18 protein-coding genes are annotated in these 17,400 nt (G+C 35.9%); 10 read left to right on the top strand and 8 right to left on the bottom strand.

Annotation, left to right across the window (positions count from 1 at the left end):
- Nucleotide 1 precedes the first annotated feature (1 nt).
- Complete coding sequence (locus HZR84_12865) at nt 2-1,003, top strand: outer membrane beta-barrel protein (GenBank protein QNL22793.1); 1,002 nt, start codon at nt 2-4, stop codon at nt 1,001-1,003.
- 36 nt (nt 1,004-1,039) lie between these two features.
- A complete protein-coding gene (locus HZR84_12860) occupies nt 1,040-1,252 on the top strand; it encodes a hypothetical protein (protein ID QNL22792.1) in 213 nt (70 codons plus the stop codon).
- Nucleotides 1,253-1,255: 3 nt separating this feature from the next.
- Here the strand turns inward: HZR84_12860 and HZR84_12855 are convergent, their stop codons facing one another.
- The gene (locus HZR84_12855; GenBank protein ID QNL22791.1) at nt 1,256-1,780 is read right to left on the bottom strand and encodes a hypothetical protein; all 525 of its coding nucleotides are present in this window, start codon (nt 1,778-1,780) and stop codon (nt 1,256-1,258) included.
- A 136-nt stretch (nt 1,781-1,916) separates the two neighbouring features.
- Here HZR84_12855 and HZR84_12850 point away from each other — a divergent pair, with 136 nt between their 5' ends.
- From HZR84_12850 to HZR84_12825, 6 genes are read left to right on the top strand one after another with little or no spacing between them, the layout of a single operon-like run.
- Nucleotides 1,917-2,411 carry a TetR/AcrR family transcriptional regulator gene (locus tag HZR84_12850; protein QNL23263.1) on the top strand — a complete coding sequence of 165 codons (495 nt, stop codon included), beginning with the start codon at nt 1,917-1,919 and terminating at the stop codon, nt 2,409-2,411.
- Between the two features lies 1 nt (nt 2,412).
- Entirely contained in the window at nt 2,413-3,399 is a 987-nt protein-coding gene (paaA, locus tag HZR84_12845) for a 1,2-phenylacetyl-CoA epoxidase subunit A (protein ID QNL22790.1), read from the top strand.
- A complete protein-coding gene (locus HZR84_12840) occupies nt 3,399-4,016 on the top strand; it encodes a phenylacetic acid degradation b (GenBank protein QNL22789.1) in 618 nt (205 codons plus the stop codon). Before paaA ends, HZR84_12840 begins: the two co-directional genes overlap by 1 nt.
- A 1-nt stretch (nt 4,017) precedes the next feature.
- On the top strand, nt 4,018-4,776 hold the full coding sequence (gene paaC / locus HZR84_12835) for a phenylacetate-CoA oxygenase subunit PaaC (GenBank protein ID QNL22788.1): 759 nt from the start codon (nt 4,018-4,020) through the stop codon (nt 4,774-4,776).
- Nucleotides 4,770-5,264, top strand: a complete 495-nt coding sequence (paaJ, locus tag HZR84_12830; GenBank protein ID QNL22787.1) for a phenylacetate-CoA oxygenase subunit PaaJ — start codon at nt 4,770-4,772, stop codon at nt 5,262-5,264. Before paaC ends, paaJ begins: the two co-directional genes overlap by 7 nt.
- A gap of 1 nt (nt 5,265) precedes the next feature.
- On the top strand, nt 5,266-5,868 hold the full coding sequence (locus tag HZR84_12825) for a hypothetical protein (protein QNL22786.1): 603 nt from the start codon (nt 5,266-5,268) through the stop codon (nt 5,866-5,868).
- A gap of 28 nt (nt 5,869-5,896) precedes the next feature.
- Here the strand turns inward: HZR84_12825 and HZR84_12820 are convergent, their stop codons facing one another.
- Nucleotides 5,897-7,429, bottom strand: a complete 1,533-nt coding sequence (locus HZR84_12820) for a hypothetical protein (protein QNL22785.1) — start codon at nt 7,427-7,429, stop codon at nt 5,897-5,899.
- 158 nt (nt 7,430-7,587) lie between these two features.
- Between HZR84_12820 and HZR84_12815 the strand changes: the two genes are divergently transcribed.
- Nucleotides 7,588-7,749, top strand: coding sequence for a hypothetical protein (locus tag HZR84_12815; GenBank protein ID QNL22784.1), 162 nt, complete (start codon nt 7,588-7,590; stop codon nt 7,747-7,749).
- A 374-nt stretch (nt 7,750-8,123) separates the two neighbouring features.
- Here the strand turns inward: HZR84_12815 and HZR84_12810 are convergent, their stop codons facing one another.
- Genes HZR84_12810 through HZR84_12800 form a run of 3 tightly spaced genes read right to left on the bottom strand, consistent with a single transcriptional unit; the run spans nt 8,124 to nt 13,176 of the window.
- Nucleotides 8,124-9,851 carry a M3 family oligoendopeptidase gene (locus HZR84_12810; protein QNL22783.1) on the bottom strand — a complete coding sequence of 576 codons (1,728 nt, stop codon included), beginning with the start codon at nt 9,849-9,851 and terminating at the stop codon, nt 8,124-8,126.
- Between the two features lie 33 nt (nt 9,852-9,884).
- Nucleotides 9,885-11,012 (bottom strand): ferredoxin--NADP reductase, encoded by a 1,128-nt coding sequence (locus HZR84_12805; protein ID QNL22782.1) that lies wholly within the window; start codon nt 11,010-11,012, stop codon nt 9,885-9,887.
- Nucleotides 11,005-13,176 (bottom strand): carbohydrate binding family 9 domain-containing protein, encoded by a 2,172-nt coding sequence (locus HZR84_12800; protein ID QNL22781.1) that lies wholly within the window; start codon nt 13,174-13,176, stop codon nt 11,005-11,007. Before HZR84_12800 ends, HZR84_12805 begins: the two co-directional genes overlap by 8 nt.
- 180 nt (nt 13,177-13,356) lie before the next feature.
- Between HZR84_12800 and purB the strand changes: the two genes are divergently transcribed.
- Nucleotides 13,357-14,712 (top strand): adenylosuccinate lyase, encoded by a 1,356-nt coding sequence (purB, locus tag HZR84_12795; protein ID QNL22780.1) that lies wholly within the window; start codon nt 13,357-13,359, stop codon nt 14,710-14,712.
- On the opposite strand, the gene HZR84_12790 is transcribed toward purB, so the two are convergent.
- From HZR84_12790 to HZR84_12780, 3 genes are all read right to left on the bottom strand, one after another.
- On the bottom strand, nt 14,709-15,098 hold the full coding sequence (locus HZR84_12790; GenBank protein ID QNL22779.1) for a hypothetical protein: 390 nt from the start codon (nt 15,096-15,098) through the stop codon (nt 14,709-14,711). The genes purB and HZR84_12790 overlap by 4 nt on opposite strands.
- A 146-nt stretch (nt 15,099-15,244) precedes the next feature.
- The gene (locus HZR84_12785) at nt 15,245-16,027 is read right to left on the bottom strand and encodes a hypothetical protein (GenBank protein ID QNL22778.1); all 783 of its coding nucleotides are present in this window, start codon (nt 16,025-16,027) and stop codon (nt 15,245-15,247) included.
- A 98-nt stretch (nt 16,028-16,125) separates the two neighbouring features.
- Nucleotides 16,126-17,349 (bottom strand): ABC transporter permease, encoded by a 1,224-nt coding sequence (locus HZR84_12780; GenBank protein ID QNL22777.1) that lies wholly within the window; start codon nt 17,347-17,349, stop codon nt 16,126-16,128.
- Between the last annotated feature and the right edge of the window lie 51 nt (nt 17,350-17,400).

Below are 17,400 nucleotides of genomic sequence, written 5' to 3'. Positions count from 1 at the left end.
AATGAAAAAAGTAAATTTTAACTTAAAACTAATAATGGTAATTGGCATTATGGCAGGCCTGTTATTCAATCCGCAATTGTCTAATGCCGGCAATTTGGAAGAACCGGATACAGTTACAATCAAAATAGGCAAAAGTAAATTGATATTCCTCATAGAAAATGAAGAAGATCTGGAATCGCTTGAGGATTATGATGTGAATGAAATAATCAAAGGATTTAAGGCTTTACTCGATTCGACTGAATCGGGAAATACGGTAACCATAGATGAAAAGGAAAAGAACATTAAGTTTATCGAAATTCAAACGGGAAACGGAATAATTATCTCGGATAAGCATAAGAAGAAAAAAAGGATCACCAATCATTTATATATCGACTTTGGATTGAACAATATGGTGGAAAAAAATGCCCAGATAAGTTCACAACCATATCGATTAAATAATTGGTCATCGAGATATTTTGCACTTAGCTCGATGAAAAAGGTGAGATTAGGTCAAAATAAAGGACCGGCCAATTTTCAATTTGGCGCTGAAATTACCTGGAATAATTTGATGTTTGAAGACGATATTACACTCAGAAAAATGAACGGCATCAGCGAATGGGTAGATTATATGGATCCAAGCCTGCCGGGAAATTTGAGAATTACCAACGATATCCCTGCAAGAAAAGGAAAATTAGCAATAGCCACTATTGGATTACCACTGCTTATTGGTTTTGATCTTGGTAAAGACGACAATGTGAAAATCGCGGCGGGTGCTTATGTTAACTATAAACTCAGCAGCTGGACCAAAACCGTTTATTTTGAAGAAGGTGACAGAAAAAGAGTCAAAGATAGATCAGACTATAATCTTAACGACTGGAGATATGGACTGATGGCAACATTTAGTTATAAAGGCTTAAGTATCTTTGGAAAATACGATCTGAGCCCATTATTTAACACAAATCCGGAACTCAATGGTAACCCCACCGGAGACTTTAATGTCTATTCATTTGGAATAAGAATATAAATAAAATCCAACTTTATATTAGAAAACGACCTATTTATGGGTCGTTTTTTTTATTTTAAAGGTGTGGAAGATAAAAATAAAGGCAATAAGGCTTCTCATTCCGACGAAGAAAAGGAATTTCATGAGAAAATTGAAAAGGAGTCACCTGATCTTACAGAATTGGTTTTTGACTTGTTTTTCGATAAAGAATTTAAAGGCAATATTGATCTTTCGGAAGACAAAGAAAAACATAAAAAGAACTCAAAATAAGTTCTATTTTTCGCCAAAGAATATCGCTTTTTCCTCCCCTTTCATTTTCAATTGTCTGGCTACCCTCTGAAAGGTCAATCTGTTCATGGAAATGAGAACCAATAGAATTGCATAAGCAGCAATCATAGCATCAGCCTGAATAAAAAAATAAACGATGCTGATGAGAATCGACAAAGCTGTCATTTTTATAATCAAAGTTAAAAAATAGCGTTTGTAGTAATTAAGCCTATTTAATAGTGCTTCTTTGACATTTATACTTTTTAGAGATCGATGGTATTGATAATGCCAAAGTCCGACCAAAATCAAAGTTAAAAGCACAGAAAACAAACCAATTTTTAATTGGATACTTTCTGAAATAAAGACCACTTCTTCGCCATTTGATTTTGATTCAACATACATCCAGACCGGAATAAAACACAAGATGGATAAGGCAGTCAAAAGCTGAAAATGAGTATTGAGCTTATCGTAATATTTTTTGTAGTATTTCGCGTCCATTTCAATGGCGAAATAGCTTATAGATTTGGACAATTAAAAATTTGCTAACAAACGTTAGGTTGTATATCTTTGCAGTGTGAATATTGGATCAAAAATCGCGACTCGCAAGCAGCAAATAGAAAAAGAAGCTGCTGCATTATTTCACGAAAAAGGATATGCAGCCTCATCAATGCGCGATTTAGCGCAGAGGGTGGGAATAGAAGCCGGAAGTCTATATTCACATTTCAAATCAAAAGAATCGATTCTTCAAAAAATCTGTTTTGACATGGCCAATAGTTTTTTCCAAAGCCTGGATGCCATCGAGAATTTAGGTCTAGATGCAGAACTGCAATTGAGAAATGCCATAAAAGCACATTTAACAGTTCTGACAGAAGATCCGGAAGAAACCATTGTATTTCAAAACGAATGGAAACATTTGAGTGAACCTTATTTGGGTGATTTTATTTCCATGCGAAAGGAATATGAAAACAGATTTAGAAAAATTCTCGAGAAAGGTATAAAGGATGGATTATTTGAAAATCACGATTTGAAAATTTTGAGCTTAACCCTATTGTCAGCTTTAAACAATACGAGCACCTGGTATAAGAAATCAAGGGATAAATCTGAGGATATCGGCGAAAAGCTTTCCAATATATTTTTAACAGGACTTTTAAAACAAAAATAATATGTACGGAGGAGGACAGATATTTGATCAGTCAATGAATACGAATCTCGAAAATGAAGATCCGGTAAAATTACAAGAATTTGAAGCTAGAATTACAAGGGGTGAAAAGATAGAACCCAGCGATTGGATGCCTTCATTGTATCGCAAACAATTGATCAGAATGATAGAACAGCACGCTCATTCTGAAATTATCGGAGCACTTCCTGAGGGTACCTGGATTACAAGGGCTCCCGGATTTAAAAGAAAAATGGCTTTGATGGCCAAAGTACAGGATGAAGTTGGTCATGCCCAGTTATTGTATTCAGCTGCAGAAACATTAGGTAAAAATCGCGAGGACATGCTAAACGACCTTATTAACGGCAAGTCAAAATATTCCAACATTTTTAATTATCCCGCTTTTACCTGGGCCGATTCATGTTTTATCAGCTGGCTCGTGGATGCTGGTGCAATTGTAAATCAATTGGCCAATGCCAAAGGCAGTTACGGTCCATACGTAAGAGCTCTTGACAGAATCTGTAAGGAAGAGTCTTTCCATTTGAAATACGGCCACGATTGTGTAGTTGCTTTGGCTACAGGATCTGAAAAACAAAGAACAATGATGCAGGAGGCAATCAACAGATGGTGGGCGCCAATGATGATGTTTTTTGGACCCTCGGATAAAATCTCGGTTCACACAGAAATACTGATGAAATGGAAAGTTAAAATGGCTTCAAATGATGATTGCCGACAGCAATGGTTGGATATGTATGTGCCTAAAATCTGGGAACTGGGATTTAGCATTCCTGATAAGAACCTCAAGAAAAATGAAGAAACAGGCAAGTGGGAGTTTACCGAACCAGATTGGGTGGAATTCAAGAAAGTCATCAATGGCGACGGGCCTTGCAATAAAGAAAGACTGGCGGTAAGACGAACCGCAGAAGAAAGAGGAAGATGGGTTCGAGAAGCCTTGAAGACGCCGAATATTTCATATCAAACACCTTTTGCTTAATGAGTTTAGAAAGTTTAGACCCAAGAGTAAATCGATTAAACATTCCGGACCAGTTCGAAGATGAGGTTCAGAAAAAAGAACTCGATCAATTAACTACTTTTGAAGTTTTTCTTATTCCAAAAGAAGGCAAAGCACTTGAAAGCGTAGGAATAGTTCATGCCGATGATCCTGAAATGGCTTTTGTTTTTGCAAAAGAAGCATTTAGCAGAAGATTTACCTGTGTGGGAATGGCTGTTTGCCCTACGCATAAAATTTGGGCTTCTGAGGTTACTGAAGGGGAAGAAAGTGCATTTGATTTTATAGAATCTTTGGATGAACAAAATGAAGGAGAAGAAGATCAATGCGAAATCTTTTTAATGGACAAAAGAGGAAAACAACACAAACACGCAACTTCTGTATTGGCATACAGCTATATCGACGCAGCTAAAAAAGCCAAAGAGGAATTGGGCAATCCACTGACCAAAAATATCTGGGTAATACGAACCCGTGATTTTACCTTTAACGAAGAAGAGGACAGCGATTTATGGGCCACACTTCCTGAAAAAACCTATAGAGATGCCCAGGCCTATCGCGCGGCAGATAAAATCAAAAAATTCAAAGAATCTCAAACAAAGTAAGATGCAAAAAGAAGAAATTCTAAAAGACTTATTGTATAAAATAGCTGATGATCAGTTGATCATTGGCCATAGAAATAGTGAATGGACCGGTGTTGGTCCATTGTTGGAAGAAGACATTGCATTTTCATCTATGGCTCAAGACAAAGTCGGACAAAGTTGGGCCATTTATAAATTGCTTGAAGATATAGGTGAAACCGAACCGGATATTAATGCTTTTACCAGAAATGCAGAACAATTTCACAATTCTCAATTGGTTGAATTACCAAATCAAGATTATGATTTTAGTCTCATGCGTCATGTGCTATTTGATTATGCAGAATCCATTCGTTTTGAAATGTTGGCCCTATCTTCCTATGAACCGCTAGCGCAACTTGCACAAAAAATCAAAGGTGAAATTAAATACCATGTCATGCATGGAAGGTCTTTTGTACGAAAATTGGGTTCTTCTACAGAGGAAGCCATAATTAGATTGCAAAAAGCATTGGATTACAGTCTGCCATACGCATTGGGGGTATTTGAACCCTCAAAATATGAGGATGAAATGAAGGAGGCTCTCATTTTTGAAGGTGAGAAAGTTCTTGAAGAAAGATGGAAAGAACAAATTGAGACAATTCTTAAAGGAACAGAATTACAGTTGCCAAACTGGAATGATATTGAGCCCATATACGGCGGTCGTTATGGAATTCATACCGATCACCTACAACCTCTACTGGATGAGATGTCAGAAGTATTTAATGTAGATCCTACTGCAGAATGGTAGACTATACCGAAATAAATAAAGATCAAATATTAGAATGGCTCGAGGAAGTTAAAGATCCGGAAATTCCGGTTTTATCCTTAGTTGACCTCGGTGTTATCAAGAATGTTAAAATTGAAAAGAACCTCGTAGAAGTTGATATGACGCCTACATTTGTGGGATGTCCTGCCATGGATTATATGCAAAAAGATGTAGAAAAAACATTGGAGAAATACGGCATTGATAATTATCAGGTAAATATTTCGTTCAAAGAGCCATGGACATCAAAAAATATTTCAGAAAAAGGTAGAAAAGCATTAAAAGAATTTGGTCTCGCTCCACCAAGGGAAGATTTTGTTATTGTTGACATAGATTTGCTGGAACATGTTGCTTGTCCATATTGTGATAGCACAAATACTGAACTAAAAACACCTTTTGGTCCGACGTTATGTAGATCTTTACATTATTGTCATGATTGCCAACAGGCATTTGAACAATTTAAACCGGTATAAAATGAAATATCTATTTCAATTTTTTATCCTGTTTGCCTTTTTAATGGCAATCAGCACATCATGTAAAAAAGACTCTTCAAAAAGCAAGGCTGCTAAACTCGATTCTTTGAAAATTGAAATTGACAGTCTTCGATCGGCGGTAGAGAAAGCCTGGGACACTATGATTTTTGAAGACAACAAAAAATTGGATTATGTCAAAAGAATGGTGGACGAAGCCGTATATGTTTTAAACGTGAGTGAAGTAGATCAAAATAAAATTCATTCCGATATAGAGGCATTACGCAATTTCCGGTATGATCGCCAAAGCATGCGTGATTCTGAATTAATTGATGCTTACGACAATGCCACAGATTCAACACTCAGAGTTGTATTTACATTTATTGATTCCATTGAGAATTCAGACCAGGTTCCATTAATTGTGGAGTTGCGAAAAGATATCATGCAAATGGATAACATGGTTATTAACAGAAGGAGTCATTACGATGAACCGGCCATGGAAATTAATTCGATCATTAAGCACAAAAGTAAAATGCTTAGAAAATTAGGTGAGCCTTATGCTTCCATGGAACCCTACCCTCTTTTTGTATTGAATCCGGATATATAAATTATAAGCAGAGAAGTCTTAGAAGCTATTAATATTCCAATATTTTTTCCTCTACAAAGACGAATCCATTATCTGCATTTCGCTTTTCTGAGTATTTCAACATTGTTAATATAGTTTTCCAGAGTGTTTCATAAGGGATGATTTCTACCTCTGTATAAGGCTGCTCTCTTTCAGGAAATTTCATTAACAGGTTATAAAATTTATTCCCCTGTTTTTTACATTTTTCATAATCAAGATCGTAATTGATCAGAAGGCGTATGAGTCTCAAAAAATACTGTGCTCTTCGATTATCGGATTTACTGATTTGACGTATTTCATACATTCTCAATTTTTCGATATGATTATAAAGCATATCAAACTTATTATCTCGTAAAAGAATGAGTATTTGTAAAATCAGAATTTGAAGATTGAATCCAACTTTATCCTTTGAGTATTCGGGGAAATAATTAATTAAAGCGATGTCATTTGAAGAAATTTCATCGCAGTAGAAAAGGGCATATTCGCGATAAATATCCCATCTTTCTCTTGATATTTTTGGTACCAGTTCGAAATACTGGTTTTCAGTGGCCATTTTCACAATATTGAGGGCCTGCTCATAATTGCCGGCCCTCATTTGTAATAGATAGTAATCCTCCAGAATTATATAGTAATTAATGCTATCCTCTCTGTATTCATCGAGGATATCCTGGACATAAGTCAAACCTTCCTCTATGCGATTTAGAAGAATCAATGCATAAAGTTTAGATACATGGTTTGAATGTAACCGGACCGCGGCAAATTTGTCCGGATATTCTTTTGACAACTCGTCAATTTCTGTAGACAACTCCAATTGTTTTTCCCAATTAGAATTTCTTAAATAATAGGATTCTGCTATTGTATAATATTTTGCTATTAAAAATGGCGTCTCATATTTGTTTTTTAGATCTGAAATAGTCTTAAAGGCTTTTTCAGTAAATTCCAATGTCGATTTGGTTTCTTTCACCGACTTTTGAGAACGCACTCTGATTTGATTTATCAAGTCCTCTGCATGCTCTTCAGCACTTGCAATATCTCTGCATTTCAACCATTTTTTTTGGTATTCTTCATATTTTCTGACATTGCCCTCATAAACCATTTGGTTTTTAAGATTCCTATAGCATTCTTTTAGTATGTCAGTAAAATGATAAGGCTCAGCTACTCTTAATATTCGTTTAAATAACCAAACCGCATTGAATTTCTGGCCCATTCCCAAAAGGATTTTGGCCTGTTGAAGATTGGTTTCTGCCTCACTCTTCAATCGGTAATAATGTAAGAACTTACCACTTCTTAAATTAAGGTGAAAAAGATTTTTTAGAAGTTGATCTCTGAATTTTGCTTTGACTTCAAAATAATAGGGATAGTCAGGGCCTTTGTCGAATAAAGCCAGAGCTGCATCTTCATCGGTTTTAAACTTGCCTTCGGCAAAACCTTCATACATCTCTTTAAGCTTTCCGTCGAGGTTTATTTGCTCTTCCCCGTTGAATAGAACATCTTTTTTATCTATTCGTCTACTTAGTAAATCTACAATTTGATACAACTTCATATGACTCAAATATGCTTTCAGTGACCAATATAATCATTTTATTTATTTAATAAACAAATTTAGTAACATATTTTGAACTTAGTAAACTATAGTTTTTGTACTACCTTGATATATGAAAATGACCAAACTTTGCTATCACAACCAAAAACTAAACGAATATGTCATTTTTAGTAAGCCTTTTATTGTTCCTGGGAGTCATAGGTTCTGAAGCAGATTACGATGCTACTCAGGAGAGTTATTATGAAAGTACATACGCAACTGAAGAAAACGTAGATGCCTATTACAGACAAAATGATCCGTCGGATGAAGATGGCTGGTAAAAAATATTTGATTTGGATGGTTTGAGACGTGCTGGTTTCTGATCAGGGCGTCTTTCTATCCGATAAATATGGGCAATGAAAAAAGAGAATAAGCATATTGAATCAAAACCTCTTGAAAATACTCTGAGCAAGAGTATTAAGATGGTTGTAGAAAAACCCTTTTCAAAGTTCAAGGATAAACGACCATCATGGATGATTGATTTTGATGCACACTGATTAATAATTTAAAATGTAATAATTATGAAAACCATTTCAAGACAATCAGATATTCAGGAATTACACAAGATCTATATTTCTGCATTCAGAAAGGTATTCTCTTATTCTGTAAGAATTCAGGAAGACAATAAAATTAATGAAGGATTATCCGATTAAGGTTATTTGAGATCAGAGATTTTTGTTTTGCAATCAATTAGTTCAGATTGGATTGATTTAATCAATCCTGAAATGTGTTCGTCCGTGAAATTGAAATTTATTCCGGTTTCAGAATAAATTTCGGGAATCGTTTTGGTATAACCCAATGCCAAGCCCCTTTTATACTTGTTTAATCCTTCGTCTTTATTTTTCCTGTAGTTAAGCCAAATCCCAATGGCTCCTAATTGAGCTATTGCATACTCTATGTAATAGAAAGGAACTTCAAAAATATGAAGCTGTTTTTGCCAGATCATTCTTTTATAAGCATCAAGACCAGAATAGTCGATCAGTTCACTGTGAAACTCATCAAAAATTTCCAACCATTTTTGTCTTCGTTCTTCAATGCTGTGCTTTGGATTCTCATAAATCCAGTGTTGAAATTTATCAATTACCGCTACCCAGGGAAGGGTTTCAATTATTTGTTCAAGGTGCTCTTCCTTTGCTCTTAGAAATTCCTCCTCGGAACTGAAGAATATATTCCAGTGATCCATTGTTAGCAATTCCATGCTCATGCTTGCCAATTCTGCAACCTCAGCAGTAGGGTGCTTAAAGGAAAGGAAGTCATAATCGCGAACTAAAAAGGAATGAATTGCATGCCCTCCTTCATGCATCAGCGTAATCATGTCTCTGAATGTACTGGTGGCATTCATAAATATAAAAGGAACCCCGATTTCATCCAGTGGGTAATTGTAACCACCAGGCGCTTTATTTTTTCTGGACTCTAAATCCAAGTGCCCAATTTTTTTCATGGTGCTTAGACAAGAACCAAAAAATGGATCAATTTTATTAAAAAGGGTTATTGATTTTTCAATTAGATCTTCAGAACTATCAAAGGGTTTTAAAGCATCCTTACCGAACTTATCAACTTTGAGATCCCAGGGCCTTAATTGATCAATTGCAAGTCTTTCCTTTCTGTTTTTAGCAAGTTCATCCAATAAGGGTACTACTTCCTTTTTTACCGAATTGTGAAAGGTCTTGCAGTCTGCGGCCGAATAATCAAATCTGCCCTTAGCTTTAAAAATATAATCTCTGAAATTTTTAAAGCCGGCATTTTCAGCAATCTGCTGTCGTATAGGGAGCATTTCATTAAAAAGATCATCCAGTTCTTTTTCAACTGAAGCCCTGGCTTCTGAAATTTTATAGAAAACATCTTCTCTTACCTTTCTGTCGTTAGACATAAGATAATTCGAAGCCTGAGGTAAAGTGAGCTCTTGACCCTCATGCTCAATAAATAATGCCCCGGTTATCTCTCCGTATTTGCTTTGGAGCCCCTGAATTTTTGAAAACAATGAAACATTCTCTTCCCTAAATAATTCAATCTGCGTTTTTAATCCCCGAATCATTACTTCAAATCCTTGGATATCAATATCATTCAAAAAGGGACTTTCGACTATCTTTTTGTTAAGATCATTTATAACTGGCGAAACCCTTGGCTCAATTTCAGTAATCAGGAAATTAAATCGGTCCCTGTATTCCTTGTTATTGGTATAACAGGTCATTTTAATATAACTGCGGCCAAGATCCTCCTGTAGTGCTGCTTCAAGTTCATTCAAATCTTTTAACCATTGTAAAAAATCATCCTTTGACTTGAAATCCCTATTTTTTAAATCTTCGAAATACGATTTTATCGAATCCCAATCTTCAACCTTAAAGTTTTCAGGTAAATAGTTTCTTTGAACTTTTACTTCCATAAATAATGCTTTCTAAAAATATAGGATTAGGAATTAACCGATTTCAATCTTGACATCATCGGTCATTGGATGACCGACACAGCAAAGTACATATCCATCATTGATTTCTTTTTCCGAAAGGCCTTCTGATTCATCCATTTCCACTTTACCTGAAACCAATTTGCCTCTGCAAGCGGTGCATAATCCACTCTGACAGGAAAAGGGCATATCGATATCGCGATCGAGACCCGCTTCTAATATTGTTTCTTCGGACTCCACCTGAAATTGATGTTCTTCGCCATCTAAAATTATGGTGACTTCACGCGCCTCTCTTCCAAGGTCGCTTTGTTGTTCCTGGGTTGCATTGTTCAGCGGATTTGAAGATTTGCTTACAAAGCTCTCTCTGTGGATGTTTTTCTTGTCAATCTTCATTTCCTCAAGCGTATCCCGCACTATTTCCATCATGCCTGTAGGGCCGCATAAGAAAAATTCTGTGAATTCATCATCTCTTGAAGGCAATTCAGAAATAATGCTTTTTAATTTTTCCGGTGTTAATAATCCCGAATGACCATCCCAGTCATCAGCAGGTTTATCCAATATGTGCTTGATGCATAATCGATCGCCATAGTCATTCTCCAATTCATTCAGATAATTTCTAAAAATAATAGAGTCAACATCTCTATTGGCGTATATCAGGGAAACCAAACTATTAGGTTCTTTTATAAGCGCACTTCTCAAAATTGAAATCAGAGGGGTAATTCCACTACCTCCACCAATTAGTATCAAATGACGATATGTGTTTGTGCTATAATTAGTAGTAAACACGCCCATGGGTTCCATTACTTTAAGCGTATCGCCTTCTTTAAGGGTGTCATTCAAATGATTAGATACAACCCCATCCTCGATCCTTTTTACAGTAACGGCCATCTCTTTATCGGCGAAGGGGGTTGTGCAAAGAGAGTAAGAACGTCGAAGTTCGCTCCCTCCAACGGGAACCACCAGTGTTAAAAACTGGCCTGATTTATATTCAGGCAATCCCGATTCCGGGTTTTCAAAATATATTGTTATTGCATCTTTTGTTTCTCTGTTGATTTTAGAAACTTTCAAATCATAATACCTTGCCGAGGATTTTGACTCCTCTTTCTTATCTTCTTTTTTATTTTTAAATATCTTCTTAAACATTAAACCAATAAGTTAATTTAAAAACTAGTGCTCTGCTTTTAGCTTTAAACGAATCGCTAAAGTAATTCTCTGTATATACAATGAAAAAATCGGAAACAGGTTTGAATCTCCATTGAAATCTGCTATTGATATTGAAATTGTTGATCTGCTCATTGTACTGTACAAAAGTAGTGAGGAATATTTTATCGCTCAAAGTTAAGTCCAGCCTTGGACTTACCAATAAATTACCGCCGTCTTTTCCTTCACCACTTAAGTCAAGATAGTTATAATCTAAATCTACACCAAAGGAGCCGTAAGGTTGAAAACGCCAATTGATATATCCTCTTGCATTATAACGTGTAGAACTGAAAAAACCTCCATATTGAAGTGCAATTCCACCATTTATTTTCTTTCGGACATCCGTACTGTATGCAAAACTGTATTCATCCCAATTATAATCCTCTCCCGTGACAAGCGTATCTCTGAAATTTTCATTAAACCCTACTAAGAAGGTATCCTGTAACAGTATATAGGTATTATTATAATTCAAAGCTATTTCACTGGTATTCAATAACCTTACTGAATATCCCAGATTAGTAAACTGATCGGTTCTTTCCCATTGCTGATTTGTGAATATTTCAAAGCTCGCATCAGGGCCATGCCTGATAACTCCGTATTTATTGGGATAAAAAGTGTATCTGAAATTGGGACCAAACTTATAATATCCGGTCCTTGGAAGAAAGCCTAAATCGAGTTGATAGTTTTCCCCAATCATTTCCTGACCCCAGCCAATAAATAAATTTCTACTATTGTATCCTATAAACCCTGAGTGTCCAAAATTATTGGTGTTTTTATTCGGGCTATTAGATCTGTAAATTGAAATATCACCTATCCATTGATTATCCGATGAAAGTAAATTGTATTCAAATCCATAAGCGCGGTTATAATCATTGGCTAAAAAACCCTCATTTGAAAGACTATCGGAAAAAGGCCTGTAACCTTGCCGGTTTGTAAATACTGCAGTGATATTGGAACGGTCAAATAATTTTCGCTGTAATATGGCGACTGTAGAATTATTCAAGGTATCTTGATTTGAATTTCCACCCTCCTGCACATTAAACAAACCAATCCGAAGATTATCTGATGCTTTTCCGGTAAGACGCGCACCATAAATGATTGGTCTTCGTAAACCAATTCGTCTGGAAAAGAATACCCTGGTTCTTGGAAAACCCAGTCTTCCAAAAAGATCATCATTCTCCAGGAAAAATTGTCTCCTTTCAGGGAAAAACAACTCGAAGCGGTCCAGATTGGTCACCTGCCGATCCACTTCTACCTGTGAAAAGTCCGGATTAAATGTGAGATCGAGGTTGAGCGATGGCGTTATTCCAACCTTTACATCTCCACCGATTTCAATTTCACTTAAACTATTGGATTCGTTATAATTTCTGACATCCCTTCCTGCTACAAAAGGAATTAAAGTAATATTCGGCCCTGGTTTTGGCAGGGAATCAACAAAAATTACCGAACCTGAATATCCAAGATTTGATCCATTGAATTGTTGGGGAACAGGTGTCCAGGTTGAAACTTCATTGTATTTTAAATCATTTCTCAGAAATATGATATTCCAGAATTCGCTTTCATTATTGTATCTCAGGGTTTTAAAAGGAATTTTAATCTCTGCGGTCCAGTAATTATCGTAGCGCTTTACTTCAGAATACCAAACATTATCCCAGTCGGTGCTCACGTTTTGCCCCTCAAAGATCAAACCTTCTCTTTGAGCGCCATAAGGACTAAGTCCAAATGAGAACCCCGTAGTTTTATCGTTAAATGGATCGATGTAAATACTTAAATTATCTGTTCTCTGAAATCCCCAATCTCTTCTAAGACTTTCAATGGTATAGGGTTTTGTCGAACTATCCTGCATTATTGCAAAGAAATAAATGGCTTTGTCATCAAAAAGCATTCGAATTTCCGTTTGAGATGAAGGAGCAGCCGTATCGTTGGGGGAATTGAGGTAAAAATTATTTGCTACTTCAGCAATATTCCAGCTTTCTTCTATCATTTCTCCATCGAGTTTTATCTCATCAATGGCTCGTTTGGCTTTGAACTCCCGCAAACCCTGCGATTTCAGGTCATCGACCAAAAAGAAAGTCAATAAAGAAAAGAAAACTATTATTCTCAACATAAATGAATCTAAAATCAAGCGCAAATATTCAAAAAACTATTGTAGATGAGCCCCGAAATATTTCTATTGGCTAAAAAACGGGTTAAAATGGTTTTTGTAGATCAGTTTTACCTTAATATATATTGAAATTGAGGTAATTGTTCTGAAATTGCGAAATTCGCATTTTATTAAATACCAGGAATGTCAGCAGAATCACTAAAGGCAATATCACCGGTTGATGGGCGGTACTTTGAAAAAGTTAAAGAACTTTCCACTTACTTTTCAGAATACGCGCTTATAAAATACCGCATACGTGTTGAAATTGAATATTTGATCGCCCTTGCCGAAGGACCCTTAAATGACAGGATTGGTGATATTCAATCCAAAAAAAATCACCTTAGAGCTGTATACGAAAATTTCAGTCTGGAAAATGCATCCCGTGTTAAAGCCATTGAATCTGAAATTAATCACGATGTAAAAGCTGTTGAGTATTTTATTAAGGAAAAACTTGAAGAACTCGGCCTTAGCCAAAATAAAGAGTTTGTTCATTTCGGACTTACTTCCCAGGATATTAATAATACGTCAATTCCATTAAGTATTAAGGATTGCCTGGATCAGGTTATTTATCCCGAATTGCAAACATTAATTGACAAACTCAAAGAACTTTCAAAAAGATGGAAAGATGTTACTATGCTTGCCAGAACTCATGGCCAGGCGGCCAGTCCTACCAATTTGGGTAAAGAATTCGCCGTTTTTATTGAAAGGATAGAAGTACAATTTGAAAATCTTAAGTCCATTGAAAACAGAGTCAAATTTGGAGGAGCAACCGGCAATTTTAATGCACATCATGTAGCTTTTCCTGATGTGAAATGGCCGGAATTCGGAAATACATTTGCCGAAAATTATTTGGGATTAAAACGAAGTCAGTTTACCACACAAATTGAACACTACGATCAATTAGCAGCACTATTTGATAATTTCAGTCGCATTAATACAATACTTATCGATCTTGATCGTGATGTTTGGCAATATATTTCAATGGGCTATTTCACTCAGAAAGTAAATAAAGGAGAAGTGGGCTCCTCCGCCATGCCGCATAAGGTAAATCCCATTGATTTTGAAAACTCAGAAGGTAATTTAGGTATAGCCAATTCAGTTTTTAATCATTTATCTTCAAAACTTCCAATTTCCAGATTACAAAGAGATCTCACTGATTCGACAGTTTTGAGAAATATCGGTGTTCCAATGGCCCATTCTTTACTCGCATGGAAATCTCTAAAAAAAGGATTAGACAAAATCGAAATCAACAGGGAAAACATTTCAGCTGATCTTGAAGCCAATTGGGCTGTGGTAGCCGAGGCTATTCAAACTATTTTGCGAAGGGAAAATTATCCCAATCCTTATGAGAGTCTCAAAGACCTAACCAGGGGAAGTAAGGAAATTAATAAGAAAACCATTCACCGTTTTATAGATACACTGAAAATCAGCGAAGAAATAAAGAAAGAATTGAAAAAAATTAATCCGGAAAATTATTCAGGAGTATATCCTGACTTCTAGGCTACAAAATCACCGGACATTTGTCTGCAGAATTTAATGGCCCTTTTCAACTTTCTCTTATAAAAGGGGCCGTTTTTTTTCATCAATTTAAAATGGGCTTTAAGATTATGCCAGAAAGGTTCTTCATCGGTATAGCCTTCTGCTGAAGTTTTGGGAATCAAAAGATATTCAAAACCCATTTCGTCGGCAATCTCTTCCATGCACGGATTTCCGTAGAGAACTTTTTCCGGTTTTCTTACGATTATATAAATTTTAGATTTTGGGAAATTAGGGGTTTTACTTCCATTGAAATTTTTATTTTGCTTTATATCTATTGCAGTAGAAGGCAAATCCTCGTTCACATCACTTCTTGCCTCAAGTTCTTGCGCTAATGTTGATTGTGACAACAATATAATCATCAAAGTGATCGATATGTATAAATGCTTTTTGATATTCACCTTAAAAACCTCCATGCAAAAGTGAGAAAAAAACATCAGAATCGTACAAATTGGCTTTGAGGCATTAAAAAAGCCCCGAAATTCGGGGCTAAGATTTATTTCTTGAAAAAGTTTTCTGTTCGATTATCTATTACCAGATAATAAACCTGACCTGTTTTCAGATCGCTGACATCGATTTCTGTTGCCCTGCCCTTTTTAATTTCATTGCCGAAATGATCCAAAATTTCATAATCTGTTTCGCGCGATAAGGTTAATTTATCCTTTGGTTTCGGTGGGTTAAAGGTTACAGGTGGTAGATCAGAAGTGAACTCCTTAATTCTAGTATTGTAAACCTGCCCGGTTCTTTCTTCATATTTGATTCTGTACTTATTGTTACCACTGTGGTGATAAGTTTTCAAAGAATAGGAATTGGTCCCCGGTCTTCCCTGTGAAGATACCTCGCCAACTACTTTCCATGTATTATTTACAAAATGCTCTACTTTATAAGTGTTTTGTGGTTTTTCGCCAATTGAGGACCAATTTACCCCATCGCCGCTCACATCAAATGATTCAAATTTAAAAGCTTTGTTTGTGACGAAAACATTGGGATTAAGAATTTTAGGCGTACATCCATCTTTGTGAACTATCCGAATTTCAATGGCTTCATCCATTTTCAAATAGTTAAGCGAAATAATAAATGCTCCCTGATTTTTATGCGGCTTCAACTTACCATTAATGTAGACTTCATCTACACAATATTCAGAAGTGGAAGAACCATTGAATGGGTTCTGCACATACAAATCCTTGCCGTGATATTGTCCAACAAGTGTTATCTCTCCGCCAAGGGCTATTTGAGAGATTAATAAGGAAAGTACTGCCAGGTATGATTTCAAATTCATGAGAATTCGACAATTAAAAGTTCGGATAATACAATTTCAAATTTATATATTTTTCTAAAATATACCCTATGTAATGAATTATTTAGAAATAGTTCGCATTATTCATGCCTTAAAGCTTCAATAGGATCTAGCCTGGAAGCCTTTCCGGCAGGATAAAAACCGGATATAACTCCTACTACTAAACAAATAACTATTCCAACAAACATCCATAGCCAAGGTACAACAAAAACTCTGCTTCCAATAGTAACTGCAATAATGTTGCCAATTCCCAATCCTAAAACTACGCCAGCAATGCCACCAAGCTGACAGATTACGATTGCTTCTATCAAAAATTGCTCTCGAATGGTGCCCGGTTTAGCACCTAATGCTTTTCTTACCCCGATTTCTCTTGTTCTTTCGGTTACAGATACCAGCATAATATTCATCAATCCTATTGACGCGCCTAATAAAGTAATAAAACCAATAATAAAACCACCCATTTTTAAATTTCCAGATATTTCATCCAAGGTGGAGCTTATCGAATCGCTTCTTTCTATTGTAAAGGAATCCTCTTTATTCAAAGGATCTTTGCGGATCTGTCGCATTAAGCCCGTAGCCATTCCCATGGCGTAGTTCAAATCCTGATCGGTATTTATGCCTACTGTAATTCCAAAACTTGGTTCATTTAAAAAAGGCAGTGATGCTACAAGTGGGATCAGAATATTTCTATTGGTGCCACTTCCTCCAAATACGCCGCCGGTGCTTTCAATGACTCCAATTATTTTAAAATATTTACCCAATACTAAAATTTCTTCATTGAGCGGGTTTTCCTCACCAAAGAGAGTTTCTACAATCTCTTCGCCGATTATAGCAACATTTAGTCCACGCATTAACTCCTGACTGGAAAAACCTCTGCCCTTTATTAGATTATAACCTTCATTGTTTAAGTAATTCTCATCAATTGCGATGACTTCCGAATTTGGATTCGTTTTTTTAGAATGGCGCTTGGCTTCGGCCAATCCACTGACCCATTCATATATACCCACGCTATTGCTATAATTGTATTCTTTTTTGAATTTTAAAGCTTGTCTGTAAGTGATTCTGGGATAAACTTTTCGCTGCTCACCGCGTCTTCTACCTGTTCTTTTTTGATATATTTCAAAACTATTGGCACCCAAAGTGCTTAAACTTTCGGTAATTGAAGCTTTCATTCCGTCTATTGCCGTAAGAATTCCGACCAAAGACATTATTCCTATGGCAATTATCGTTGCAGTAAGTATAGTCCTTAAAAGATTATCCTTTATGGATTTAAAACTTTCCGAAATATTATTCCGTAGATTCATTAAGGAGAACTATTTTAGCTCTGTTTTTCTTGTATAACAAGATTACTAATT

This window comes from Hyphobacterium sp. CCMP332 (assembly GCA_014323545.1).
Lineage (GTDB): Bacteria > Bacteroidota > Bacteroidia > Cytophagales > CCMP332 > CCMP332.
The sequence above is the reverse complement of the archived record's forward strand: the minus strand, read 5'-3'. Positions and strand labels throughout refer to the sequence as shown.

Bases quoted from the DNA above. Each gene is read 5' to 3' on its own strand.
- HZR84_12800 (QNL22781.1), bottom strand. From the start codon at position 13,176: ATGTTGAGAATAATAGTTTTCTTTTCTTTATTGACTTTCTTTTTGGTC.
- HZR84_12825 (QNL22786.1), top strand. From the start codon at position 5,266: ATGAAATATCTATTTCAATTTTTTATCCTGTTTGCCTTTTTAATGGCA.
- HZR84_12805 (QNL22782.1), bottom strand. From the start codon at position 11,012: ATGTTTAAGAAGATATTTAAAAATAAAAAAGAAGATAAGAAAGAGGAG.
- HZR84_12815 (QNL22784.1), top strand. From the start codon at position 7,588: ATGTCATTTTTAGTAAGCCTTTTATTGTTCCTGGGAGTCATAGGTTCT.
- HZR84_12780 (QNL22777.1), bottom strand. From the start codon at position 17,349: ATGAATCTACGGAATAATATTTCGGAAAGTTTTAAATCCATAAAGGAT.
- paaJ (QNL22787.1), top strand. From the start codon at position 4,770: ATGGTAGACTATACCGAAATAAATAAAGATCAAATATTAGAATGGCTC.
- HZR84_12860 (QNL22792.1), top strand. From the start codon at position 1,040: ATGGGTCGTTTTTTTTATTTTAAAGGTGTGGAAGATAAAAATAAAGGC.
- HZR84_12785 (QNL22778.1), bottom strand. From the start codon at position 16,027: ATGAATTTGAAATCATACCTGGCAGTACTTTCCTTATTAATCTCTCAA.
- HZR84_12850 (QNL23263.1), top strand. From the start codon at position 1,917: ATGCGCGATTTAGCGCAGAGGGTGGGAATAGAAGCCGGAAGTCTATAT.
- HZR84_12820 (QNL22785.1), bottom strand. From the start codon at position 7,429: ATGAAGTTGTATCAAATTGTAGATTTACTAAGTAGACGAATAGATAAA.
- HZR84_12810 (QNL22783.1), bottom strand. From the start codon at position 9,851: ATGGAAGTAAAAGTTCAAAGAAACTATTTACCTGAAAACTTTAAGGTT.
- HZR84_12840 (QNL22789.1), top strand. From the start codon at position 3,399: ATGAGTTTAGAAAGTTTAGACCCAAGAGTAAATCGATTAAACATTCCG.
- HZR84_12865 (QNL22793.1), top strand. From the start codon at position 2: ATGAAAAAAGTAAATTTTAACTTAAAACTAATAATGGTAATTGGCATT.
- paaC (QNL22788.1), top strand. From the start codon at position 4,018: ATGCAAAAAGAAGAAATTCTAAAAGACTTATTGTATAAAATAGCTGAT.
- paaA (QNL22790.1), top strand. From the start codon at position 2,413: ATGTACGGAGGAGGACAGATATTTGATCAGTCAATGAATACGAATCTC.
- purB (QNL22780.1), top strand. From the start codon at position 13,357: ATGTCAGCAGAATCACTAAAGGCAATATCACCGGTTGATGGGCGGTAC.